This is a genomic window from Pseudomonas sp. BW7P1 (assembly GCF_024981055.1).
Lineage (GTDB): Bacteria > Pseudomonadota > Gammaproteobacteria > Pseudomonadales > Pseudomonadaceae > Aquipseudomonas > Aquipseudomonas bananamidigenes.
The window spans coordinates 5,290,271-5,310,352 of sequence record NZ_CP103374.1; the positions used below are offsets into that span (position 1 = coordinate 5,290,271).

Consider the following 20,082-nt stretch of genomic DNA (forward strand, 5'->3'; position numbering starts at 1 on the left):
CTGCGCGTGTCCAAGATGATGGTCTTTACGGGGAATGCTAACCCCGATCTGGCTCGGCGTGTCGTACGTCAGCTGCATATCCCTCTCGGTGACATTTCTGTCGGTAAATTCTCCGACGGCGAAATTACTGCCGAGATCAATGAAAACGTTCGTGGTAAAGACGTCTTCATTATTCAGCCGACTTGCGCTCCGACCAACGATAACCTGATGGAACTGGTAGTGATGGCTGACGCCTTCCGCCGCTCCTCGGCTACTCGTATCACTGCTGTTATTCCTTATTTTGGTTATGCCCGTCAGGATCGCCGTCCGCGTTCCGCACGTGTGGCCATCAGCGCGAAAGTCGTCGCTGACATGCTCACCGTAGTCGGCATCGACCGTGTTCTCACGGTTGATCTGCATGCTGACCAGATTCAGGGCTTCTTCGATATTCCGGTAGATAACATCTACGGCTCCCCGGTTCTGGTGGATGACATCGAAGATCAGCGCTTCGAGAACCTGATGATCGTATCTCCGGACATTGGCGGCGTCGTGCGTGCACGTGCCGTTGCCAAGTCTCTGGGCGTGGATCTCGGTATCATCGACAAACGCCGTGAGAAAGCCAATCACTCTGAAGTGATGCATATCATCGGTGATGTCGAAGGGCGTACCTGCATCCTGGTCGATGACATGGTCGATACCGCCGGCACCCTGTGCCACGCGGCCAAGGCCCTGAAAGAGCATGGCGCAGCCAAGGTCTTCGCCTACTGCACACACCCTGTGCTGTCGGGCCGGGCCATCGAGAATATCGAAAATTCCGTGCTGGACGAGCTGGTGGTCACCAACACCATCCCGCTGTCCGCCGCAGCACAAGCCTGTGCACGTATCCGTCAACTGGATATCGCACCGGTTGTTGCCGAAGCGGTTCGCCGCATCAGCAATGAAGAATCGATCAGCGCGATGTTCCGTTAAGGGCCCTGCCCTTCTCGAAATGTCTCGTTGACGAAAAGCGCCCCGCCCCAACACACATGTTGGGGCGGGGCTTTTTTGCCCGTGCCGCTTTGACGTCGGTCGCAGACGTCACCCGGACACGGCTATTTTGGAGATACAAAATGACTGATTTCATCCTGAACGCCCAAGCGCGTACTGACCTGGGGAAAGGTGCGAGCCGCCGCCTGCGTCACGCCGCCAGCATCCCTGCCGTTGTTTACGGTGGTGACAAGCCTGCTCAATCCCTGACCATCGTGGCCAAGGAAATCGCCAAGCTGTTCGAAAACGAAGCTGCCTTCAGCCACGTTATCGAACTGAACGTCGACGGCACCAAGCAAAACGTCATTGTCAAAGCCATGCAACGCCACCCGGCCAAGCAGTTCATCATGCACGCCGACTTCGTACGCGTTGTTGCCGGCAAGAAACTGACCGCTACCGTACCGGTTCACTTCATCAACGAAGAAGCTCCGGTCAAGAAAGGCGGCGAAATCTCTCACGTCGTGAACGAGATCGAAGTTTCCTGCGAAGCCAAGGATCTGCCTGAGTTCATCGAAGTCGACCTGGCCAAGGCCGAAGTCGGTTCGATCATTCACCTGTCGGACCTGAAAGCGCCTAAAGGCGTTGAATTCGTTGCTCTGGCACACGGCGATGACAAGGCTGTTGCCAACGTCCACGCTCCACGTGTTGCTCCAGAAGCTGCCGAAGGCGCTGCAGAGTAATTCACTCTGTGAAGCCGGAGTGAGCAGGTAACATCGCGGACTGGTACGTAGCGAGAAAGCGGGCGGGAACGCGGAGTTTACATCCATGGTAAATGAGCTTTTTTCGTCCGTTTTCGCCGCACTTCCTGATTGCGGCGATGTTATCCACCACTCCAAGGAAGGGCCCCTATCGTGACTGCCATCAAACTGATCGTTGGCCTGGGAAATCCAGGCGCCGAATACGAACAGACCCGGCATAACGCAGGGGCCCTTTTTGTTGAGCGCATCGCCCACGCACAGAACGTGAATCTCGTGGCCGATCGCAAGTATTTCGGCCTGACCGGGCGTTTTTCGCATCAGGGTCAGGATGTTCGTCTGCTGATTCCCACCACCTACATGAACCGCAGCGGCCAGGCCGTGGCGGCACTCGCCGGTTTCTTCCGCATCAAGCCCGAAGAAATCCTGGTGGCACACGACGAACTCGATCTGCCTCCCGGCGTCGCCAAACTCAAGGTGGGCGGCGGCCATGGCGGTCACAACGGGTTGCGCGACATCATTGCGCAATTGGGCAATCAGAATACGTTCCATCGCCTGCGGCTCGGCATCGGCCACCCGGGCGTCGCCAGTATGGTTTCAAATTTCGTCCTGGGTCGTGCGCCACGCGCCGAACAGGAAAAACTCGATGCCAGCATCGACTTTGCCCTCGGCGTGCTGCCGGATATCCTCGCCGGTGAATGGAACCGCGCGATGAAAAACCTGCACAGCCAGAAGGCCTGACTCCAATCCAAGGGGAAACACCATGGGATTCAATTGCGGCATCGTCGGCCTGCCTAACGTCGGCAAGTCCACCCTGTTCAACGCCTTGACCAAATCCGGTATCGCGGCCGAGAACTTCCCCTTCTGCACCATCGAACCGAACAGCGGTATCGTGCCGATGCCGGATCCGCGCCTGAACGCCCTGGCGGAAATCGTCAATCCGAAGCGCATCCTGCCGACCACCATGGAATTCGTCGACATCGCGGGCCTGGTGGCCGGCGCGTCGAAAGGTGAAGGCCTGGGCAACAAGTTCCTGGCCAACATCCGCGAAACCGACGCCATCGCTCACGTTGTGCGCTGCTTCGAAGACGAGAACGTGATCCACGTTTCCAACAGCGTCGACCCGAAGCGCGACATCGAAATCATCGACCTGGAACTGATCTTCGCCGACCTCGACAGCTGCGAGAAGCAACTGCAGAAAGTCGCACGCAACGCCAAGGGCGGCGACAAGGACGCGGTGGCCCAGAAGGCCCTGCTGGAACAATTGATCCCGCACTTCACCGAAGGCAAGCCTGCACGCAGCCTGATGAAGAACATGAGCGCCGAAGAAAAGGCGATCATCAAGGGCTTCCACCTGCTGACCACCAAACCGGTCATGTATATCGCCAACGTTGCCGAAGACGGTTTCGAGAACAACCCGCACCTGGACGTGGTCAAGGCCATCGCCGAAGAAGAAGGCGCCGTGGTGGTTCCGGTGTGCAACAAGATCGAAGCGGAAATCGCCGAGCTGGACGACGGTGAAGAGAAGGACATGTTCCTCGAGGCCCTGGGGCTGGAAGAGCCTGGACTGAACCGTGTGATCCGCGCCGGCTACGAAATGCTGCACCTGCAGACCTACTTCACCGCCGGTGTCGAAGAAGTCCGCGCCTGGACCGTCCGCGTCGGTGCCACCGCACCACAGGCCGCCGGCGTGATCCACACCGACTTCGAAAAAGGCTTCATCCGCGCCGAAGTGATCGCCTACAACGACTTCATCCAGTACAAGGGCGAAGCGGGCACCAAGGAAGCCGGTAAATGGCGCCTGGAAGGCAAGGACTACATCGTCAAGGACGGCGACGTGATGCACTTCCGCTTCAACGTGTAAAAGCTGCAGCCAGAAAAAAGCCGCGTTCGATACGCGGCTTTTTCATGTCTGAAATTCAGCCCGTCAGGCCTTTTTGGTGCTTGGCAGGAAGATCGCCAACACCCCGAACAACGGCAGGAACGAGCACAGCAAGTACACGTACTCGATACCGTAAATGTCCGCGAAATGCCCCAGCAACGCCGCGCCAATCCCGCCAAAGCCGAACATCAGCCCGAAGAACACCCCGGCAATCATCCCGACATTGCCCGGCACCAGTTCCTGCGCGTACACCACGATCGCCGAAAACGCCGAGGCCAGGATGAAACCGATCACCACGCTCAGAACACTGGTCCAGAACAGGTCGACATGGGGCATCAGCAGCGTGAACGGTGCCACGCCAAGGATCGAGAACCAGATCACCGCCTTGCGGCCGATCTTGTCCCCAATCGGCCCGCCGAAGAACGTGCCCGCCGCCACCGCACCGAGGAACAGGAACAGATGCAACTGGGAGCTTGCCACCGACAGGTCGAACTTCTCGATCAGGTAGAACGTGAAGTAGCTGGTCAGGCTGGCCATGTAGAAATACTTGGAGAACACCAGCAAGCCAAGCACCACCAGCGCACTGACCACCCTGCCCTTTGACAACCCGTGAGTGGCCGCCTGACCGGCCTTGAGCTTGAACAGATTCAAGTGATTGGCGTACCAGCGGCTGATGCGGTACAGCACGAACAGCGCAAACACCGCGAACAACCCGAACCACGCCACGTTGCCCTGCCCGAATGGAATGATGATCGCTGCCGCCAGCAACGGGCCAAATGCCGAGCCGGCGTTACCGCCGACCTGGAAGGTCGATTGCGCCAGGCCGAAACGTCCACCGGAGGCCAGCCGTGCAATACGAGAGGCTTCCGGATGGAAGGTCGAGGAACCGATGCCGATCAATGCAGCGGCAAGCAGAATCAAGGGAAAGCTGCCCACCACCGACATCATCACGATGCCGATCAGCGTACAGACCGAACCGGCCGGCAGCAGCCAGGCTTTCGGATGGCGATCGGTGTGATAACCAACCCATGGCTGCAACAGTGATGCGGTCAGTTGAAAGGTCAGGGTGATCAGGCCGACCTGAGTAAAGCTCAAGCCATAGTTGGCCTTGAGCATCGGATAAATCGACGGCAGCACCGACTGGATCAGGTCGTTGATCAAATGCGCCAGCGCCACCGCGCCGATGATGCGCATCACCAGAGGACTGCTTTGGGGAGGAGCCGGCGTTGCGGCGGTCTGAACGTTGCTGATAGCCATGGGAATTTCCGTACAGCAGGTGGGTGCACACGGGCATGTGCGTCAATGTGCCATTTTTCGGTGCGCCCGCGCCATCCCCTTAGCCAGCTAACGAACTATTCATTCAGTGCGGCGCAAGTGATAGCGCAAAGCCATGGTCTGATTCTTGCCTTGCCTCTCTGCTTGAACGCGGTCCCCTTACAAAGGGGATCGAGAATGGGAAGTTTTGCTACAGAGCCTGCCCACAGAGCGGGCGAGAGTAGACTTTCGAAGCCTTTTAGCAGGGCACTGATCGCGCTCGCGACGAGTGCGATGCACGCCGATGGTGCGTGGTGTCCAGAGGAGTCATGGGGTATGCAGGCTTTCTTGTCACCGGGGATCAAATTGCTGGGGCGGTTTGGCTTCGCGCGTAAGTTCCAGTTGTTGTTTCTGTTGTTCATTCTGCCTCTGACCGGCAGCCTGTTGATGATCGGCCAGGACTATCGCGACAAGCTCAGCCTGATTTCCGGCGAACGTGCCGGCGTGCGACAACTGCTGGCCCTCGATGCGCTCGACAACCTGCTCGCCGCTCAGCGCGACCGTGCCGCCCGCTGGCGTGCCACGGAAACCAACCGCCAACCGACACCCGCGACCCTCGCCGCCATGGCTGCATTCGACGGCGTGCAACCTGCCGTCGCCCAGGCCACGCTGGATCTGGGCAACGCCTTGCACGCCGAAGGGGCGGAAGGAGAAACCCTGGCCCGTTACCAGGCCCTGCAAACCGCGCTCGGCGGACTGGATTCAAAGAGTCTGGGAGGGATCGGCTGGTGGCCGGACGGTTACGATCGCTTTACCAGCGCCCTTGGCGCCCTGCAGGCATTGCGCGAACAGATCGCGATGGACAATCGCTTGATCCTCGCACCGTGGCTGGAGACTTATTTGCTGACACAGATTTCCACTCAACATGCACCAGACCTGATCGAACGGGTCGGCCGGCTGGCGGCGGTCGGTCAGGCATCGGTGGTATCCGGCCAGTTCACCTTGCAAAGCCGCCTGCAACTGCGCGATCTGCGCAGCCGCATCGGCGACGCCCGGGAACAACTGGTGAAAACGGCAAGCCTGCTTGAAACGCGACTGCCAGATGCGCTGCAAGGCTGGGCCGGACAATATCACGACAGCCTCAAGCAGCTGGATACCGGTCTGAAAGTGCTGGATGACGGCATGTTCGGCGGCAGCATTACGCTCAAGCCGGAAGATTTCGAGCGCAACCTGGACACGTTGCTTGGCAACCTTGCCTCGCTGCGCCAGCAATCGCTGGTGGCGCTGGACCAGCGCCTGGATGATTACCATGGCTCGGCGATCCGTCAGTTCATTGTGGTTGCGGCGATCTTCGGTTGCCTGTTGCTCGCGGCACTGTATCTGTTCGTCTGCCTGCAAGCCTCGATCCGCCGCAGCGCCAGCGGCATCAGGCTGCTCGCCGAAGCGCTGCGTGATGGCAATCTGAGCCTCCAGGTGCCCGTCACGGGGCGTGATGAACTGGCCTCGATCAGCACCGCGCTCAACGTGGCCGTGGTGCAATTGCGCACCAGCCTGCTGGGCGTCGATCACGAAACCTCGCAACTGAGCAACGCGGTGCGCAGCCTTAACGATCACTCCAGTGGCGCGCTCAGCGAAGTTGAAGCGCAGCAATTGCAGATCAGCCAGATCGCCGCTGCGGCCACACAGTTGGCGGCCACCTCTCAAGGGGTGGCGCAAAGTTGCGAACAGGCCTCCGGCAGCGCTCAGCAGACCCGACGCATCGCCGCCGACAGCAGCCGGGACAGCCAACGCACCACGGCGAGCATTCAACAGCTCAATCAGCGGCTGAACGAAACCGCAGCGGCTCTGGGCCGGGTCAGCGAGCAGGGGCAACAGATTCAACTGGTGGTCGATACCATTCGTGGCGTTGCCGAGCAGACCAACCTGCTGGCACTGAACGCTGCCATCGAGGCTGCCCGTGCCGGGGAACAGGGACGTGGTTTTGCCGTGGTGGCCGACGAGGTGCGCAGCCTGTCGCAACGCACGCAATCGTCCACCGCGCAGATCGCCGGTACGGTCGACAGTCTGCGTAACACGGTCAACGAAGCCGTGGGCCTGATGGAGGCTGCGTGCGGCCAGGCGCAATCGGATGCGGAAGCGGTCACCGGACTGGGCGAGCGCCTGGGGGAAATCGCCAGCGCCGTGCAGAGCGTCACCGATACCCTCGCGCAAATCGCCACCGCGGTCGAAGAACAGGCGAGCACCGCCGATGAGGTCAGCGGCAATATCCAGCAGGTCGATCAGGCAGCGGTTCGCCTGCTCGAAGGTGCGCGGGCCGTGAACCTCGCCGCGGACACCTTGAGCCAGGGCAGCCGGGCCTTGAGCGACAACACCGCACGTTTCCGGCTCAGTTGATCAGCGCCTCGGGAAAATCCTTCTCCAGTTCGGATTTGAGCCACTGAACGAACCACGCCGCATCCGCCGACAACTCGGCGGACGGCGTCAACACCCGATAGCTTTCCAGCTTCACCTGAGCCTCCACGGCGCGCACCAGTTTGCCGGACTTGAGTTCTTCGCGAACCAGCACCTCATTGGCCAACGCGATGCCCTGCCCGCTCTCGGCCACCGACAGCGCGTGATCGTTGTTGACGTAGAGCAGGTCGGAATTGAGGTGAATATCCAGGTCATGGGCGGCGAACCACAGGTTCCACCACTCGCCGTCATCGACGTGGATCAACTCGTGCCGGACCAGATCGGCCGGGCCACTGAGCGGCTCGATGCTTGCCAGGTATTGCGGGGTACAGATCGGAAACACCCGCGGGCAGATCAACGCTTCACGAGAATCGGCGTACTGCCCGTCGAGGCCGTAGACAATCCCGAGGTCGGCGTTCTTGCCATCCACTTCGGTGAAGGTCGAATTCGGTTCGATGGCGAATTTCAGCCCTGGACGCAGATGCCGCATGGCCTCGATGCGCGGCATCAGCCAGCGCTTGGCGAAACCCGGCACCACCATGATTCGCAGCCAGCGCTCGGCCTCTTTGGGACGCGCCTCCTTGCCGGCCTCGATGATCAACTGCAGGGCTGCGGCGATCTTGCGGTGGTACTTCTCACCGGCGGGCGTCAGGTTGACCCCGCGCGACGTGCGTTCGAACAGCTGAATGCCCAGCCAGTCCTCCAGCAGCTTCACATGCCGGCCAATCGCGGGTTGAGTCACGTGCAAGGCTTTCGAGGCCTCGACATAACTGCCCAGGCGGGCGGCGGCATCGAATGCGCGCACCGCATTGAGCGGCGGCAAGCGGTGGTCGGGCATATTCCTGACACCTGTCGGTATTAAATTAACTAACACCTGCCATGTTTAAATTGAAGTTTCGCCTCGCGCAACCCCTCGCCGATAATCGAGCCACAGCAGAACAACAAAACAGCTGGTTTCACCCCGAACGCAATCTCGATCCTGCCCAGAAAAATAATATCCATGGCCCGACCGATTCGCTGACTGACAGCGCAATCGCCGGCGATGGGGGAATCGGAGGTAACGCATGAATGCCCTGCATTCGCTGCAAACGCTGGCGGTGTCGATCCGCTCGGTACGCAAGGTCTACGGCGATCCCGACAACGGTCCGGTGGCGTTGAAAAACATTGACCTGGATATCCGCGACAACGAATTCTTCACCCTTCTCGGCCCCTCCGGCTGCGGCAAGACCACGCTGCTGCGGATGATTGCCGGGTTCGAGTTTCCGACGCTGGGCGAGATCCTGCTCTACGGCGAAAACATCGCCGAGCGCCCGCCGTTCCAGCGCCCGGTCAACACGGTGTTCCAGCACTACGCATTGTTCCCGCACATGACCATCGCCGAAAACCTGGCCTTCGGCCTTGAATCGCACCCGATGGGCAAGGTCATGAACAAGACGCAGATCGACGAGCGGGTTCGCGAGATGCTGGGCCTGGTGCAGATGGAGCGTTTTGCCAGCCGCAAACCGGCGCAACTCTCCGGCGGTCAGCAGCAGCGCGTCGCCCTCGCCCGCGCTCTGGCGCCACATCCCAAGGTGCTGTTGCTTGACGAACCGCTGTCGGCACTGGATCTCAAGCTGCGCCAGGCCATGCGCGAAGAGCTGAAGAGCATTCAGGCCAGAACCGGCATCACCTTCATCTTCGTCACCCATGACCAGGAAGAAGCGCTGACCATGTCCGACCGCATCGCCGTACTGTCCGAAGGCGAAGTGCAGCAGGTCGGGCGCCCCGAGGACATCTACGAACGGCCGCGCAATCGCTTCGTGGCCGACTTCATCGGCGAAACCAACTTCATCCAGGTCACGGTCACTCGGGTCGAGGATGGCATGGCCTGGTTCGCCGGACCGACCGGACATCCTTTGCCGGCACAACCGTGCAACGACGTGAAACCGGGCACCACTGTGACCCTGTCGGTTCGCCCCGAGCGCCTGCACCTGGTGCCCGCCAACACAGAGACTGCGTTGCCGTGCCGGGTCGAAGCGCAGATCTATCTGGGCACCGACCTGCAATACCAGGTCAGCCTCGGCGACGGTTCGCGCCTCACCGTGCGCACACCCAACTGCGTCGATCAGAGCCTGCGTTTTGCCGTCGGCAGTCAGGCCGGTCTGCTGTTCGACCGGGGAAGCGCCAGCGTCCTGCACGATTGAGCCCGAGGAGTTGCCATGCACGCCTTACCGATAACCCACACGCTTGAACGCCGACGGGCGTTCCAGAGCTTCCTCGGTGTCAGCCCGGCGCTGATCGCCATTGCACTGTTTCTGGTGGTGCCGATCCTGATCGTCATCGGGTACTCGCTAATGGAAGCCAACCCCTATGGCGGGGTCAACAAGGTGTTCAGCAGCGACGCCTACACCTCCCTGCTGTTCGAACGGCAGATGGACGATAGTCTGGCCTTTGCCGACTCCTACTTGATCATCGCCCTGCGCTCGGTCGGGATTGCCGGCCTGACCACCGTCATCACGCTGCTGATCGGTTTTCCGGTGGCGGTATGGCTGGCCATGCAACCGGCGCATCGGCGGGGTCTGTTGATCTTCCTGATCACGGTGCCGTTCTGGGCCAACCTGCTGATCCGCACTTACGCGTGGATTCTGCTGTTGCGCAACACCGGGGTGATCAACAACAGCCTGATGGGCATGGGTGTCATCCATGAGCCGCTGCAGTTGCTGTACACCGATGGCGCCGTGCTGCTGGGGCTGGTTTACACCTATGCGCCCTTCGTGGTTCTGCCGATCTACGCCACGCTGGAAAAGATGGATATCCGTCTGCTCGAGGCCGCTCAGGACCTCTATGCCGGGCGCCTGCGCACCTTGCGCAAAGTGGTGCTGCCGATCGCCAGACCGGGCATTCTCGCCGGTGCCATTCTCACCTTCGTGCCGTGCCTGGGCGCAATGATCGCCCCGGAACTGCTCGGCGGCGGCACGCGGATGATGCTCGGCAACCTGATCTTCCGGCAGTTCAGCGATGCGCGTAACTGGCCGTTCGGCGCGGCATTGTCGCTGGTGCTGATGGCGGCAGTGATGCTGGTACTGACAGTCTATGCCCTGCGCGCCGAACGCCAGCGCATCGCCAAAGGAGGTGCGTGATGACCGGTCTGTTCAAACGCAAGGGCCTGGGCGTACAGGATTTCCCCGGATTCGGCGGTTTCAGTTTCCTGTTCTACCTGTACCTCTACGCGCCGATCGTGGTGCTGGTGGTGTTCTCGTTCAACGCCAACCAGTCGGCCACGGTATGGACCGGGTTCAGCCTCGACTGGTATCGCGCCGCGTTCGCCAATCAGGCATTGCGCCAGGCGGCCGGCAACAGTCTGCTGATCGCGGTGTGCGCGAGCATGGTCGCCACGGCGATTGCCACCCTAGCGGCCCTCGGTACCTCACGGGGCGCGAAGTTCAAGGGCCTGCAACTGTCGATGGGCGCGATCATGCTGCCGCTGGTGCTGCCGGAAATCGTCGTTGGCGTCGCCACGCTCGCGCTGTTCTCCACCATCGGCCTGTCGCTCGGTTACGGCAATCTGATCATCGCCCATACGGTGTTCTGCATTCCGTTTGCCTACCTGCCGATCCGGGCACGGCTGAACGACATGGACCTGTCATTGGAACAAGCCTCGGCCGACCTGTATGCCGGGCCATGGCGAACCTTTCGCAAAGTCACCCTGCCGCTGCTGATGCCGGGGATTTTCTCCGGGCTGATGCTGGCCTTCATCGTCTCGCTGGATAACTTCGTGATCTCGATGATGGTCTCCCAGGCCGGCACCACAACGCTGCCGATCTTCATTTTCGGCCTGTTGCGCATGGGCGTGACACCCGACGTCAACGCCGTGTCGACCCTGATCCTCGGCGTTTCGGTGCTGTTTGTCAGCCTGTCTTACCTGCTGGGCAAAAAGAACGCTTGAACCTTCCAAGAACCGTGGGGAAATAGCATGAGCAAGTGGATAAAAAGCGTCGGCACTTCGTTGTTCCTGACTGTGCCGCTGGTCATGGCCGGAGGTGTTCAGGCCGCCGAGAAACTTAACGTGGTGAGCTGGAGCGGTTATTTTTCACCGGAGATTCTCGCCAAATTCCAGAAGCAGACCGGCATCGAAGTCACCGTCGACTCCTACGACTCCAACGAGACACTGCTGGCCAAACTGAAACAGGGCGGCGCCGGTTACGACGTGGCGATTCCCTCGCACCAGTTCATTCCGATCCTGATCAAGGAAAACCTGCTGGAGCGCTTCGATCCGGTCAAGGAGCCGTACTACGCCGGTGTGGTCGACAACCTGAAAAAACCGAGCTGGGACCCGGAAGGCGCCTATTCGGTACCATTCATCTGGGGCACTACCAGCGTGGTGCTCGACAGTGGCCGCTACAAAGGCCCGGCCGACAGTTACAAGGTGCTTTATGAGCCGCCAGCCGAGCTGCAGGGCCGGATCAACATGTTCGATTCGGTCAGCGACATGGTCGACATGGCCAGCCTGTACCTGAATATTCCGCTGTGCAGCGAAGATCCGAAACAGATGCAGCAGATCCTCACGCTGCTCAAGGCGCAGAAGCCATTCGTCAAAACCTACAGTTCCAAGGCCGGTTCGATCCGCGAGAACCTCGCCTCGGGCGAAATCGATATGTCGATGTTCTGGGGCGGATCGTCGATGCGCGCCCGTGAGATGAAACCGAGCCTGAAGTACCTGTACCCGAAAGAAGGCGTTCTGGCCTGGGTCGACAACATGGTCATCCCTGCCGGCAGCAAGAATCCGGCGAATGCCAAGGCGTTCATCGCGTTTCTCAGCCAGCCGGAAAACTCGGCGATGACCCAGAACTTCCTCAAGCATCAAAGCCCGATCAAAGGCGTCGAACCGTTCCTCGATGCGAACCTCAAGGATGCACCGGAACTGCATATTCCCGAGGGCACCCACGTAGTGTTCAGCAAGACCTGCGGTGAAGGCGCAATCCGTCTGGCGGACCGTCTGTGGACCAACCTGATGCGTTGATTTCTGCCGCCCCGGCACGAAGCCGGGGCGTTTCTCCAGCCGTCTGAAGGGCGCCGTTGTCATGAATTCCAATAACATCAGCGAACTGGTCCTGTTGCAGGCCATCGAGCTCGCCGAACGCATCCGCCTGCGCCAGGTTTCCTGCCGCGAAGTGATGCAGACTTATCTTGCCCATATCGAGCGCTTCAATCCGCCAGTCAACGCATTGATCAGCCTGCAGGCACCGGAAGATCTGCTGGCCCAGGCCGACACACGAGACGCCGAACTGAGCCGGGGCCAATACCGGGGCTGGATGCACGGCCTGCCCCACGCCATCAAGGATCTGTCGCTGACCCGCGGCATCCGCACCACGCTGGGCTCACCGTTGTTCAAGGATTTCATTCCCGAGCGTGACGGCATCATGGTCGAGCGGATCAAGGCCGCCGGCGCGATCATCATCGGCAAGACCAACACCCCGGAGTTCGGCCTCGGGTCGCAGAGCTACAACCCGTTGTTCGGCGCCACCGGCTGCGCCTATGACCCGAGCAAAACCGCCGGTGGCAGCAGCGGTGGCGCGGCGGCGGCGCTGGCGATGCATCTGGTGCCGGTGGCCGACGGCAGCGACATGATGGGCTCGCTGCGCAACCCGGCAGCGTTCAACAACATTTTCGGTTTCCGTCCGTCTCAGGGTCGCGTGCCGTTCGATGACAGCGCCGACCTGTTCTTCGATCAACTCGGCTATGAAGGGCCCATGGCACGCAGCGTGCGCGATGCCGCGATGCTGCTGTCGGTGCAGGCCGGCGGCGATGCGCGGGCACCGCTGTCGATCCGGGAATCCGGTGAGGCCTTTACGGCGCCGCTGGAGCGCGACTTCACCGGTACAAGGATCGGCTGGCTCGGTGACTTCGGCGGGTATCTGCCCATGGAGAACGGCATTCTCGCGTTGTGTGAAAAGACTTTCGCTGACTTTGAAAGCCTGGGTTGCCGGATCGAGCCGGCGCGTCCGGAATTCGCTCCTGAAAAATTGTGGAACAGCTGGCGCACCTTGCGCCACTGGATGGTCGCCGGCTCGCTTGGCGCGGCGTATGCCGATCCACAGAAACGGGCGCTATTGAAACCCGAAGCCTGCTGGGAAGTGGAAAACGGTCTGAAGCTCTCGGCCAGCGAAGTGTTTGCCGCCTCGGTGGTACGCAGTGACTGGTATCGGGCAATCTCCCGCTTGTTCGAGCAGTACGACTATCTGCTGCTGCCCAGCGCGCAGGTCTTCCCGTTCGACAAGTCGCAGCCGTGGCCGACCGCGATCGAGGGCGTGAGCATGGACACTTATCATCGCTGGATGGAGGTGGTGATACCCGGCACCTTGTCCGGCTGCCCGGTGGCCAGCGTCCAGGCCGGCTTCAGTGCCCACGGGTTGCCGACGGGATTGCAGATCATCGGCCGGCATCAGGCAGACTTCGCCGTTCTGCAACTGGCGCACGCGTATGAGCAGGCCAGTCGCTGGTTCCGACGCTGCCCTTCGCCGCTGTTGAACGCCTGATTTTGATAAACGGTTGAAAGCGTAGAAAAAATTTTGAAATTTACGCTTGACGCTTTTCCATTTCAGGGGAATAATGCGCGCCACTTGGCTACATAGCTCAGTTGGTTAGAGCATAGCATTCATAATGCTGGGGTCCGGGGTTCAAGTCCCTGTGTAGCCACCAAGTACCAAAAACGGCTTACCGAAAGGTAGGCCGTTTTTTTATGTCTCGAGAAAAGTGATCCTCCGGGCGAACTGACCAGATTCCGTAGGACCAGGGTGCGAAAGACGTACGAAGAGGATTTTTCGTTCGAGCAAGCACCGGAATCGAATTGATCGCCGTTCAGCCTGACCGACAAGCTCCCCTGTCTCGATCCCAAGACAGGGAATTGTCATGGACCTGGACAAATACCTTTTCGACGATGAATGGCATCGAAAGCGCTGGAATGGCGGTGCCTCGTGGGCCGCCTGGAATCCACCCCAAGAGCCAGAACCCCTCTACGTTCAAACGGATGAATGGCCCACCCCGAAACCCCGCGACGATCTGGTATTTGCCAAATCCTGCACACCGGATAACTGGTGTCGAACGGATGCCGGCACGACACCCCAGCCCGCATCAGAATTTGGCAAGGTCATGGTGGCGGGCGCCATGCGTGTTCCTGCCGCCAGCCATGACGTAGCGAAGGCAATCGGCGCCGATCCTGGCCCTGACGCGCATGGCCGGTGGTGGCATCCTGCAGCAGCGGCTCAACTGGGCCATACGTGCTGCCGGCGGCCCGGCCAGTATGTTCATCCTCGGGATGCTGCCGACCCGAATGGGCGACGGCACGCTCTACACCGACGATCAGTTACGCGCGCTGTCTCGCGCAACCACTCGCGTGCGCTTCCAGTTCCGGCGCGATGCCGAAGGCGTCACGCAGGTTTACGGCATCCACACCGGAGCCTCGGGCGACGACTCGGTGCGTACCGTAAAAGTCCAGTGGAACAGCGACAAGACCGCCATGGAGGCGAAGCTCAACGGAATCACCATTCTGTGGACACCGCAACGCGGGCCGCTGGGAGCGATGCCGCCGCTGGTTTATCCGGAGCACGGCGAGCCACTGAGCACGATCCTCGTCCACCCGATCGCCGCGAACACCGACAGCCAGATAGAAATCCTGCCCGGCGAAGACATCACCGCCGAAGATTGCATTCTGGTGTTTCCGGCGGAGACCGGACTGAAGTCGTTGTATGTGGTGTTTTCGAAACCGGCCAGGTTGATGCCGGGGACGGTGACGGGGGTTGGGGAGGATTCGTCGGGCATATGGCTCTCCGGAGCAAACTCGGGGGTGGGAGTTCCAATTCCAACAGACGTGGCAGACTCACTCAGGGGACTCGAATTCCAAAGCTTCGACTCGTTCCGAGAGGCCTTTTGGAAGGCCGTTTCGGAGTCTGCCGTGGCAGATCAGTTCATAAAACAAAGTGTTGGCCGTATGCGTAAAGGTAAAGCACCCAGGGTGCGCAAAGCCGATAGTGTCGGCGGCAGAAGATCTTACGAGCTTCATCATCTCGAAAAAGTATCCGAGGGTGGCGACGTCTACAACGTTGATAATCTACGAGTAAATACGCCTCGAAACCATATCGATATCCACCGGAACGAATAGGCCAGTCATGAAAGACAATCTACTGAAAAGCAGCATTTCGGAGTACACAGAGACCGAGTTCGTTGCGTTGTTGGAAGAACTCGTTAAAGAAGATGAAGAAGCCGAAGACGATGGTCGGGCTGATTTGTTACTGCTGCACTTCGAGAAAATCAGCGAACACCCGGCCGGATCCGATCTGATCTATTACCCGGAGACAGGCGCGGATAGTTCTCCTCGGGGGGTCACGCAGATTGTGAAAGAATGGCGAGCTGCACAGGGTCTGCCTGGGTTCAAAGGTCAGTAATGACTCAACGCCTTGTCATTGACGAGATAAAAAAGGAAGAGAAGTGAAGATCCATAGTCAATAACCGAAACGACTGTCGATCACCAAGCATTGAAAACGGCATATCGAAAGGCAGCCCTTTTTATGCATCAAGAAAAGCGGCCTCACTCAATGGCCCTACCCGACTCCGTACAAACAGGATGCGAAAGGCGTACAAAGAGGATTTTTCGTCCGAGTAAGCATTTGGATCCTGGTAAGTCGATATGATCGCCGCGCACCTTGATCGAAAAGCTTCCCTGTCTCCACTCTATGGACGCAGGTGACAACCTCAGAGTCCACATCCCCAAAAATCACGTCGAAGTACACCAGGATTGAGGTAACTGCATGAGCGACCCTTTCATCAAAAACAACTTTTCTGATTACACCGAACAAGACTTCGTTGAGTTCATTGACGAGATCAGAAAGGAAGACAAAGCACCGACAGATGACCGTGCAGATATTCTATTGCTGCACTTCAACGAGATCGTTGGGCATCCGAGCAAGATGGACCTTATCTACTACCCTGAGCCAGGTGCTGACACGTCATCCTCTGGCATAGCCCGTACAGTCGCGACATGGCGTGAAGCAAACGGGCTGCCAGGATTCAAGAATTAACCCTCCGGCATCCATAATCAAAACCGCTGCGCACCACCAGGCGGCCAAAGCGGCTTACCGAAAGGCAAGCCGTTTGTTTATCCCTCGCCCGCTAAAGCCCTGAGCCCCTTCGCCCATATCTGCCGCGTGCGCAATCCCACCATCGCCCGCCAGTCCGGATCCGCCGGATAGAACTGCTCCAGCAGGTTCAACTTGATCGCCCGCCCGGTCGCATCCAGCGGATCGCCGTGCAGATGCAGCCAGTGATCGTCGCGCAAGTAACGATGTACGTCCGGCCCCGGGTAAGTCCCGCACTCGATCACAAACGGCATCAACTGCACACCCGGCAGCGCATCGAGCAGCGCCTGCGAGGTGTATCCGGTGGCGGTCGCCGCAACACCGGTTTCGCTCAAGGTTTCGGCAGCGGTGTGCAGGGTATAGAGCCATGGGCCATAGATCGATTGCGCTTTGGTCAACGCCGGATACGGCCCCCGGGTGATCGTCAGCAGCATCGGATGGCCGTACTCGCCGGCGCCGGTGTGCAGGTCGAAACACATCACGGTTTCAGCACCGGCCAGGTGGTTCTCGATGATCTGATGCAACGTGCGATTCGACCAGCTCGGCGCGATGCCACCGAAGAACAGACCATCGGGATGGGTGTGCTGACCACCCTCGACAATCGACATCACCGCCGGCCAGCCGTGCTCGGCCATTTGCGCAGCGAGCAAGGCATCGGCGCGCTGCCGCTCGGGACCGTTCAAATCGGTGCAGGCGTAAATCTCGTGCAGCGCGGCGTAGGCCTGGTTGTCCGGCAGGGGCTGGCTGAAATCCAGATGATTGCGATTGAGGTCAATGTTGTCTTCGTTGACCCGTCGCAGCCATGCAGTGCCCCACGGGTTGATCAAGTGAATCATCACCACCGCCACACCTTTCGGTAAAGAACCGGGCGTGAACTGCTTCAACCAGTCGATCTGACACTCAGAACCGTAATAACCCTCCACCCCGTGAGTGCCACTGAGCGCCACCAGACGCCGCTTGGCTTGCGGATCCCCCAGCACCGCCACATCGGTGCTCAACGGTTCACCAAACGGCCCGCAACGCGGATGTGCGTAGGCGCTGAGCGTCGCACCGGCCGTGTTGGCGGCGGCAAGAAACTGTTCGCGCTGCTGGCGGTAGCTGGAGTGACTCGGAAACTCGCTGTGCATGCTGGCCTCTTGTTGATTGTTCTGGCTTCTTGCTTGCGTATGACCCTACAGAAAAGTCGCCAGGGCATGAAGGACAAACATACCGACGGTTTGCGTCCTGCACGGTCGGCCGATACAGTCCGTCAGACTTTTATCCCACGGACGGAGAGCCCCGCGTGTTTCCAGCCCTGCCCCTGAGCCGCTTTCGCCTGCCGGCACTGACCCTGATCGTCAGCGCCCTCACCCTCGCCGCCTGCAACGCTCCACCCTCTTCGACCCTGCCGCTGGCACCGGAAGCCGCCTCCGGTTACCGCACAGGTCTGCAAGCCAGTCACGCCGATAAACATATGGCTGCTGCGGCGAACCCACTGGCTGCCGAGGCCGGTCGCGAGATGTTGCGTAAAGGTGGATCGGCCATCGATGCCGCCATTGCGATGCAAGCCGTGCTGACCCTGGTCGAACCGCAATCCTCCGGGATCGGCGGCGGCGCGATGATCGTGCTGTGGGATGGCAAGCAAGTGCGTACCTATGACGGCCGCGAAACCGCACCGGCCGGTGCCACCGAAAAGCTGTTCCTCCAGGCTGATGGAAAACCGATGCCGTTCCCGCAGGCACAGATTGGCGGACGTTCAGTCGGCACGCCGGGTGTGCTGCGCGCACTGGAACTGGCCCACAAACAACATGGCCGGCTGCCATGGGCCACGTTGTTCGAGCCTGCGATCAAACTCGCCGAGCAGGGTTTTGCGATTTCTCCGCGACTGCATTCGTTGCTGGAATCCGACCCGGTGATCCGCCACTCGCCGGACATGGCCGCGTACTTCCTCAACAGCGACGGCAGCGTCAAAGCCGTCGGCACACGACTGCAAAATCCTGCCTTGGCCGCCGTGCTCAGACGTATCGCCAAGGAAGGTGCAGACGCACTTTACAAAGGGCCGATCGCCGAAGAGATCGTGGCCAAAGTGCAGGGCCACAACAACCCCGGCAGCCTGTCGCTTAACGACCTTCAGCACTATCAGGCCAAGGAGCGCGCACCGCTGTGTACCGATTACAAACGCTGGCAGGTTTGCGGGATGCCGCCACCCTCTTCAGGCGGGATTGCCGTGGCGCAGATCCTCGGCACCCTGCAGGCGCTGGAAACCCGCGACCCGCGTCTGTCACTGACACCACTCAAACCCGTGAAGACCGATAAACCGGCCGGCCTCGAACCGGCACCGCAAGCTGTCCACCTGATCGCCGAAGCCGAGCGCCTGGCGTATGCCGACCGCGCGCAATATGTTGCCGATACCGACTTCGTACCGGTGCCGGTCAAAGGGCTGGTCGACCCGGGTTATCTGGCCAGCCGCGCCAGCCTGATCGGCGACCGCAGCATGAACACCGCGAAGCCCGGTACACCTCCGGGAGTGCAGGTTGCCTACGCACCGGACCGCTCGCCGCTGCGCATTTCCACCTCGCAAGTGGTCGCCGTGGATGATTTCGGTGGTGCGGTGTCGATGACCACCACCATCGAAGCAGCATTCGGCTCGCATCTGATGGTGCAGGGCTTCTTGCTCAACAACCAGATGACCGACTTCTCGTTCATCCCTGAAGAGAACGGACAGAAAGTCGCCAACCGCGTGGAGCCCGGCAAACGTCCACGCTCGTCGATGGCACCGACCCTGATCTTCGATCGTGACAGCGGCGAGTTCGTCGCCACCGTCGGCTCTCCGGGCGGCTCGCAGATCATCGAATACGTGGCCAAGACCACCGTCGGCCTGCTCGACTGGAACCTCGACCCGCAAAGCGCGATCAGCCTGCCCAACTTCGGCAGCCGCAACGGGCCGACAGAACTGGAACAAGGTCAGTTCACCCCTACGCTGATCCAGGCACTCAAGGACAAGGGTCACACGGTCAACGAAATCGACATGACCAGCGGCACCCAGGCCATCGTGCGGGTCAAGGATGCGCAGGGGAAATCAACACTGGCCGGTGGAGCGGATCCACGGCGTGAAGGGGTGGCGTTGGGGGACTGAAATCGCTTCCGCCAACTGAAAAAGGCTTACCGAGAGGTAAGCCTTTTTTGTATGTCCATGAATACGTTTCGGCTAAATCACATTGCCTTTTCCTACACCGGAAAAATGCTGTCCGGGATAGAGTCTTCACCCAGTGAATTCACTCACGCCCCCTTTCCCCCCACTGCCGACAGCATCGGTAAAAGTCATCAATTGACACCAACCATTTGTCCAGAATCCACCGACAGAGTTGCAGCAGTCCCACTGCGGGACTAGGATCACGCCATGAGAATCATCGCCATCAGTCAGCTAAAAGTCTTTTGGGAACAATATCCGGAAGCAGAGCAGCCATTGCTGGCATGGATAGACGAAGCAAGAAAGGCAAGCTGGAAAACACCTGTGGATATCAAGTCACAGTTTGCTTGCGCCAGCATCCTGAAAAGCCGAAGAGTTGTATTCAATATCAAAGGCAATACCTATCGCCTTATTGTTGCCGTGGCGTACCGCTTCGGTGCGGTGTACATAAAATTTGTCGGCACTCACAAACAGTACGACGCAATCGAAGCTGATACCGTCGAAATGGAGTAACCC

18 protein-coding genes and 1 tRNA gene are annotated in these 20,082 nt (G+C 59.8%); 16 read left to right on the forward strand and 3 right to left on the reverse strand.

The features are described from left to right. Nucleotides 1–6: 6 nt before the first annotated feature. The 4 genes from NWV16_RS23800 to ychF all read left to right on the forward strand — a co-directional run bounded on the left by NWV16_RS23800 (nt 7) and on the right by ychF (nt 3,564). A complete protein-coding gene (locus NWV16_RS23800; RefSeq protein WP_003171603.1) occupies nt 7–948 on the forward strand; it encodes a ribose-phosphate pyrophosphokinase in 942 nt (313 codons plus the stop codon). Nucleotides 949–1,088: 140 nt separating this feature from the next. Then, nucleotides 1,089–1,685: a 50S ribosomal protein L25/general stress protein Ctc gene (locus NWV16_RS23805; RefSeq protein ID WP_260520993.1), complete on the forward strand. Its 597-nt coding sequence runs from the start codon at nt 1,089–1,091 to the stop codon at nt 1,683–1,685. Between the two features lie 171 nt (nt 1,686–1,856). Next, complete coding sequence (gene pth / locus NWV16_RS23810) at nt 1,857–2,441, forward strand: aminoacyl-tRNA hydrolase (RefSeq protein ID WP_007951726.1); 585 nt, start codon at nt 1,857–1,859, stop codon at nt 2,439–2,441. A gap of 22 nt (nt 2,442–2,463) precedes the next feature. Then, entirely contained in the window at nt 2,464–3,564 is a 1,101-nt protein-coding gene (gene ychF, locus NWV16_RS23815) for a redox-regulated ATPase YchF (protein ID WP_085584701.1), read from the forward strand. Nucleotides 3,565–3,627: 63 nt separating this feature from the next. On the opposite strand, the gene NWV16_RS23820 is transcribed toward ychF, so the two are convergent. Beyond that, entirely contained in the window at nt 3,628–4,839 is a 1,212-nt protein-coding gene (locus NWV16_RS23820) for an MFS transporter (protein WP_260520994.1), read from the reverse strand. A 333-nt stretch (nt 4,840–5,172) separates the two neighbouring features. Between NWV16_RS23820 and NWV16_RS23825 the strand changes: the two genes are divergently transcribed. Beyond that, a complete protein-coding gene (locus NWV16_RS23825) occupies nt 5,173–7,230 on the forward strand; it encodes a methyl-accepting chemotaxis protein (RefSeq protein WP_260520995.1) in 2,058 nt (685 codons plus the stop codon). Here NWV16_RS23825 and NWV16_RS23830 read toward each other — a convergent pair. Further along, nucleotides 7,223–8,125, reverse strand: a complete 903-nt coding sequence (locus tag NWV16_RS23830) for a LysR substrate-binding domain-containing protein (RefSeq protein WP_260520996.1) — start codon at nt 8,123–8,125, stop codon at nt 7,223–7,225. The genes NWV16_RS23825 and NWV16_RS23830 overlap by 8 nt on opposite strands. Nucleotides 8,126–8,351: 226 nt before the next feature. Here NWV16_RS23830 and NWV16_RS23835 point away from each other — a divergent pair, with 226 nt between their 5' ends. The 9 genes from NWV16_RS23835 (at nt 8,352) to NWV16_RS23875 (ending at nt 16,340) form a co-directional block, all read left to right on the forward strand. Next, a complete protein-coding gene (locus NWV16_RS23835; protein ID WP_260520997.1) occupies nt 8,352–9,470 on the forward strand; it encodes an ABC transporter ATP-binding protein in 1,119 nt (372 codons plus the stop codon). 15 nt (nt 9,471–9,485) lie between these two features. After that, a complete protein-coding gene (locus NWV16_RS23840; protein WP_065261191.1) occupies nt 9,486–10,406 on the forward strand; it encodes an ABC transporter permease in 921 nt (306 codons plus the stop codon). Further along, complete coding sequence (locus NWV16_RS23845; protein WP_065261190.1) at nt 10,406–11,212, forward strand: ABC transporter permease; 807 nt, start codon at nt 10,406–10,408, stop codon at nt 11,210–11,212. The genes NWV16_RS23840 and NWV16_RS23845 overlap by 1 nt, the downstream gene beginning before the upstream one ends. A gap of 27 nt (nt 11,213–11,239) precedes the next feature. Next, nucleotides 11,240–12,286, forward strand: a complete 1,047-nt coding sequence (locus NWV16_RS23850) for an extracellular solute-binding protein (protein ID WP_260520998.1) — start codon at nt 11,240–11,242, stop codon at nt 12,284–12,286. Between the two features lie 61 nt (nt 12,287–12,347). Further along, nucleotides 12,348–13,802, forward strand: a complete 1,455-nt coding sequence (locus NWV16_RS23855) for an amidase (protein WP_260520999.1) — start codon at nt 12,348–12,350, stop codon at nt 13,800–13,802. Between the two features lie 86 nt (nt 13,803–13,888). Beyond that, nucleotides 13,889–13,965, forward strand: a tRNA-Met gene (locus tag NWV16_RS23860). A 532-nt stretch (nt 13,966–14,497) separates the two neighbouring features. Then, entirely contained in the window at nt 14,498–15,424 is a 927-nt protein-coding gene (locus NWV16_RS23865) for an S-type pyocin domain-containing protein (protein ID WP_260521000.1), read from the forward strand. A 7-nt stretch (nt 15,425–15,431) separates the two neighbouring features. Beyond that, a complete protein-coding gene (locus NWV16_RS23870) occupies nt 15,432–15,707 on the forward strand; it encodes a bacteriocin immunity protein (RefSeq protein ID WP_260521001.1) in 276 nt (91 codons plus the stop codon). Between the two features lie 363 nt (nt 15,708–16,070). Continuing rightward, nucleotides 16,071–16,340: a bacteriocin immunity protein gene (locus NWV16_RS23875; RefSeq protein WP_260521002.1), complete on the forward strand. Its 270-nt coding sequence runs from the start codon at nt 16,071–16,073 to the stop codon at nt 16,338–16,340. A 77-nt stretch (nt 16,341–16,417) separates the two neighbouring features. Here the strand turns inward: NWV16_RS23875 and NWV16_RS23880 are convergent, their stop codons facing one another. Beyond that, nucleotides 16,418–17,524, reverse strand: coding sequence for a M14 family metallopeptidase (locus NWV16_RS23880; RefSeq protein WP_260521003.1), 1,107 nt, complete (start codon nt 17,522–17,524; stop codon nt 16,418–16,420). 155 nt (nt 17,525–17,679) lie between these two features. Between NWV16_RS23880 and ggt the strand changes: the two genes are divergently transcribed. Both ggt and NWV16_RS23890 read left to right on the forward strand, forming a co-directional pair. Further along, a complete protein-coding gene (gene ggt / locus NWV16_RS23885; RefSeq protein WP_260521004.1) occupies nt 17,680–19,512 on the forward strand; it encodes a gamma-glutamyltransferase in 1,833 nt (610 codons plus the stop codon). A gap of 264 nt (nt 19,513–19,776) precedes the next feature. Then, on the forward strand, nt 19,777–20,079 hold the full coding sequence (locus NWV16_RS23890; RefSeq protein WP_260521005.1) for a type II toxin-antitoxin system HigB family toxin: 303 nt from the start codon (nt 19,777–19,779) through the stop codon (nt 20,077–20,079). Nucleotides 20,080–20,082: the final 3 nt, after the last annotated feature.

Coding starts and splice junctions, on each gene's coding strand:
- NWV16_RS23805 (WP_260520993.1), top strand. CDS start 1,089: ATGACTGATTTCATCCTGAACGCCCAAGCGCGTACTGACCTGGGGAAA.
- ychF (WP_085584701.1), top strand. CDS start 2,464: ATGGGATTCAATTGCGGCATCGTCGGCCTGCCTAACGTCGGCAAGTCC.
- NWV16_RS23820 (WP_260520994.1), bottom strand. CDS start 4,839: ATGGCTATCAGCAACGTTCAGACCGCCGCAACGCCGGCTCCTCCCCAA.
- NWV16_RS23825 (WP_260520995.1), top strand. CDS start 5,173: ATGCAGGCTTTCTTGTCACCGGGGATCAAATTGCTGGGGCGGTTTGGC.
- NWV16_RS23830 (WP_260520996.1), bottom strand. CDS start 8,125: ATGCCCGACCACCGCTTGCCGCCGCTCAATGCGGTGCGCGCATTCGAT.
- NWV16_RS23835 (WP_260520997.1), top strand. CDS start 8,352: ATGAATGCCCTGCATTCGCTGCAAACGCTGGCGGTGTCGATCCGCTCG.
- NWV16_RS23840 (WP_065261191.1), top strand. CDS start 9,486: ATGCACGCCTTACCGATAACCCACACGCTTGAACGCCGACGGGCGTTC.
- NWV16_RS23845 (WP_065261190.1), top strand. CDS start 10,406: ATGACCGGTCTGTTCAAACGCAAGGGCCTGGGCGTACAGGATTTCCCC.
- NWV16_RS23850 (WP_260520998.1), top strand. CDS start 11,240: ATGAGCAAGTGGATAAAAAGCGTCGGCACTTCGTTGTTCCTGACTGTG.
- NWV16_RS23855 (WP_260520999.1), top strand. CDS start 12,348: ATGAATTCCAATAACATCAGCGAACTGGTCCTGTTGCAGGCCATCGAG.
- NWV16_RS23865 (WP_260521000.1), top strand. CDS start 14,498: ATGGCCGGTGGTGGCATCCTGCAGCAGCGGCTCAACTGGGCCATACGT.
- NWV16_RS23870 (WP_260521001.1), top strand. CDS start 15,432: ATGAAAGACAATCTACTGAAAAGCAGCATTTCGGAGTACACAGAGACC.
- NWV16_RS23875 (WP_260521002.1), top strand. CDS start 16,071: ATGAGCGACCCTTTCATCAAAAACAACTTTTCTGATTACACCGAACAA.
- NWV16_RS23880 (WP_260521003.1), bottom strand. CDS start 17,524: ATGCACAGCGAGTTTCCGAGTCACTCCAGCTACCGCCAGCAGCGCGAA.
- NWV16_RS23890 (WP_260521005.1), top strand. CDS start 19,777: ATGAGAATCATCGCCATCAGTCAGCTAAAAGTCTTTTGGGAACAATAT.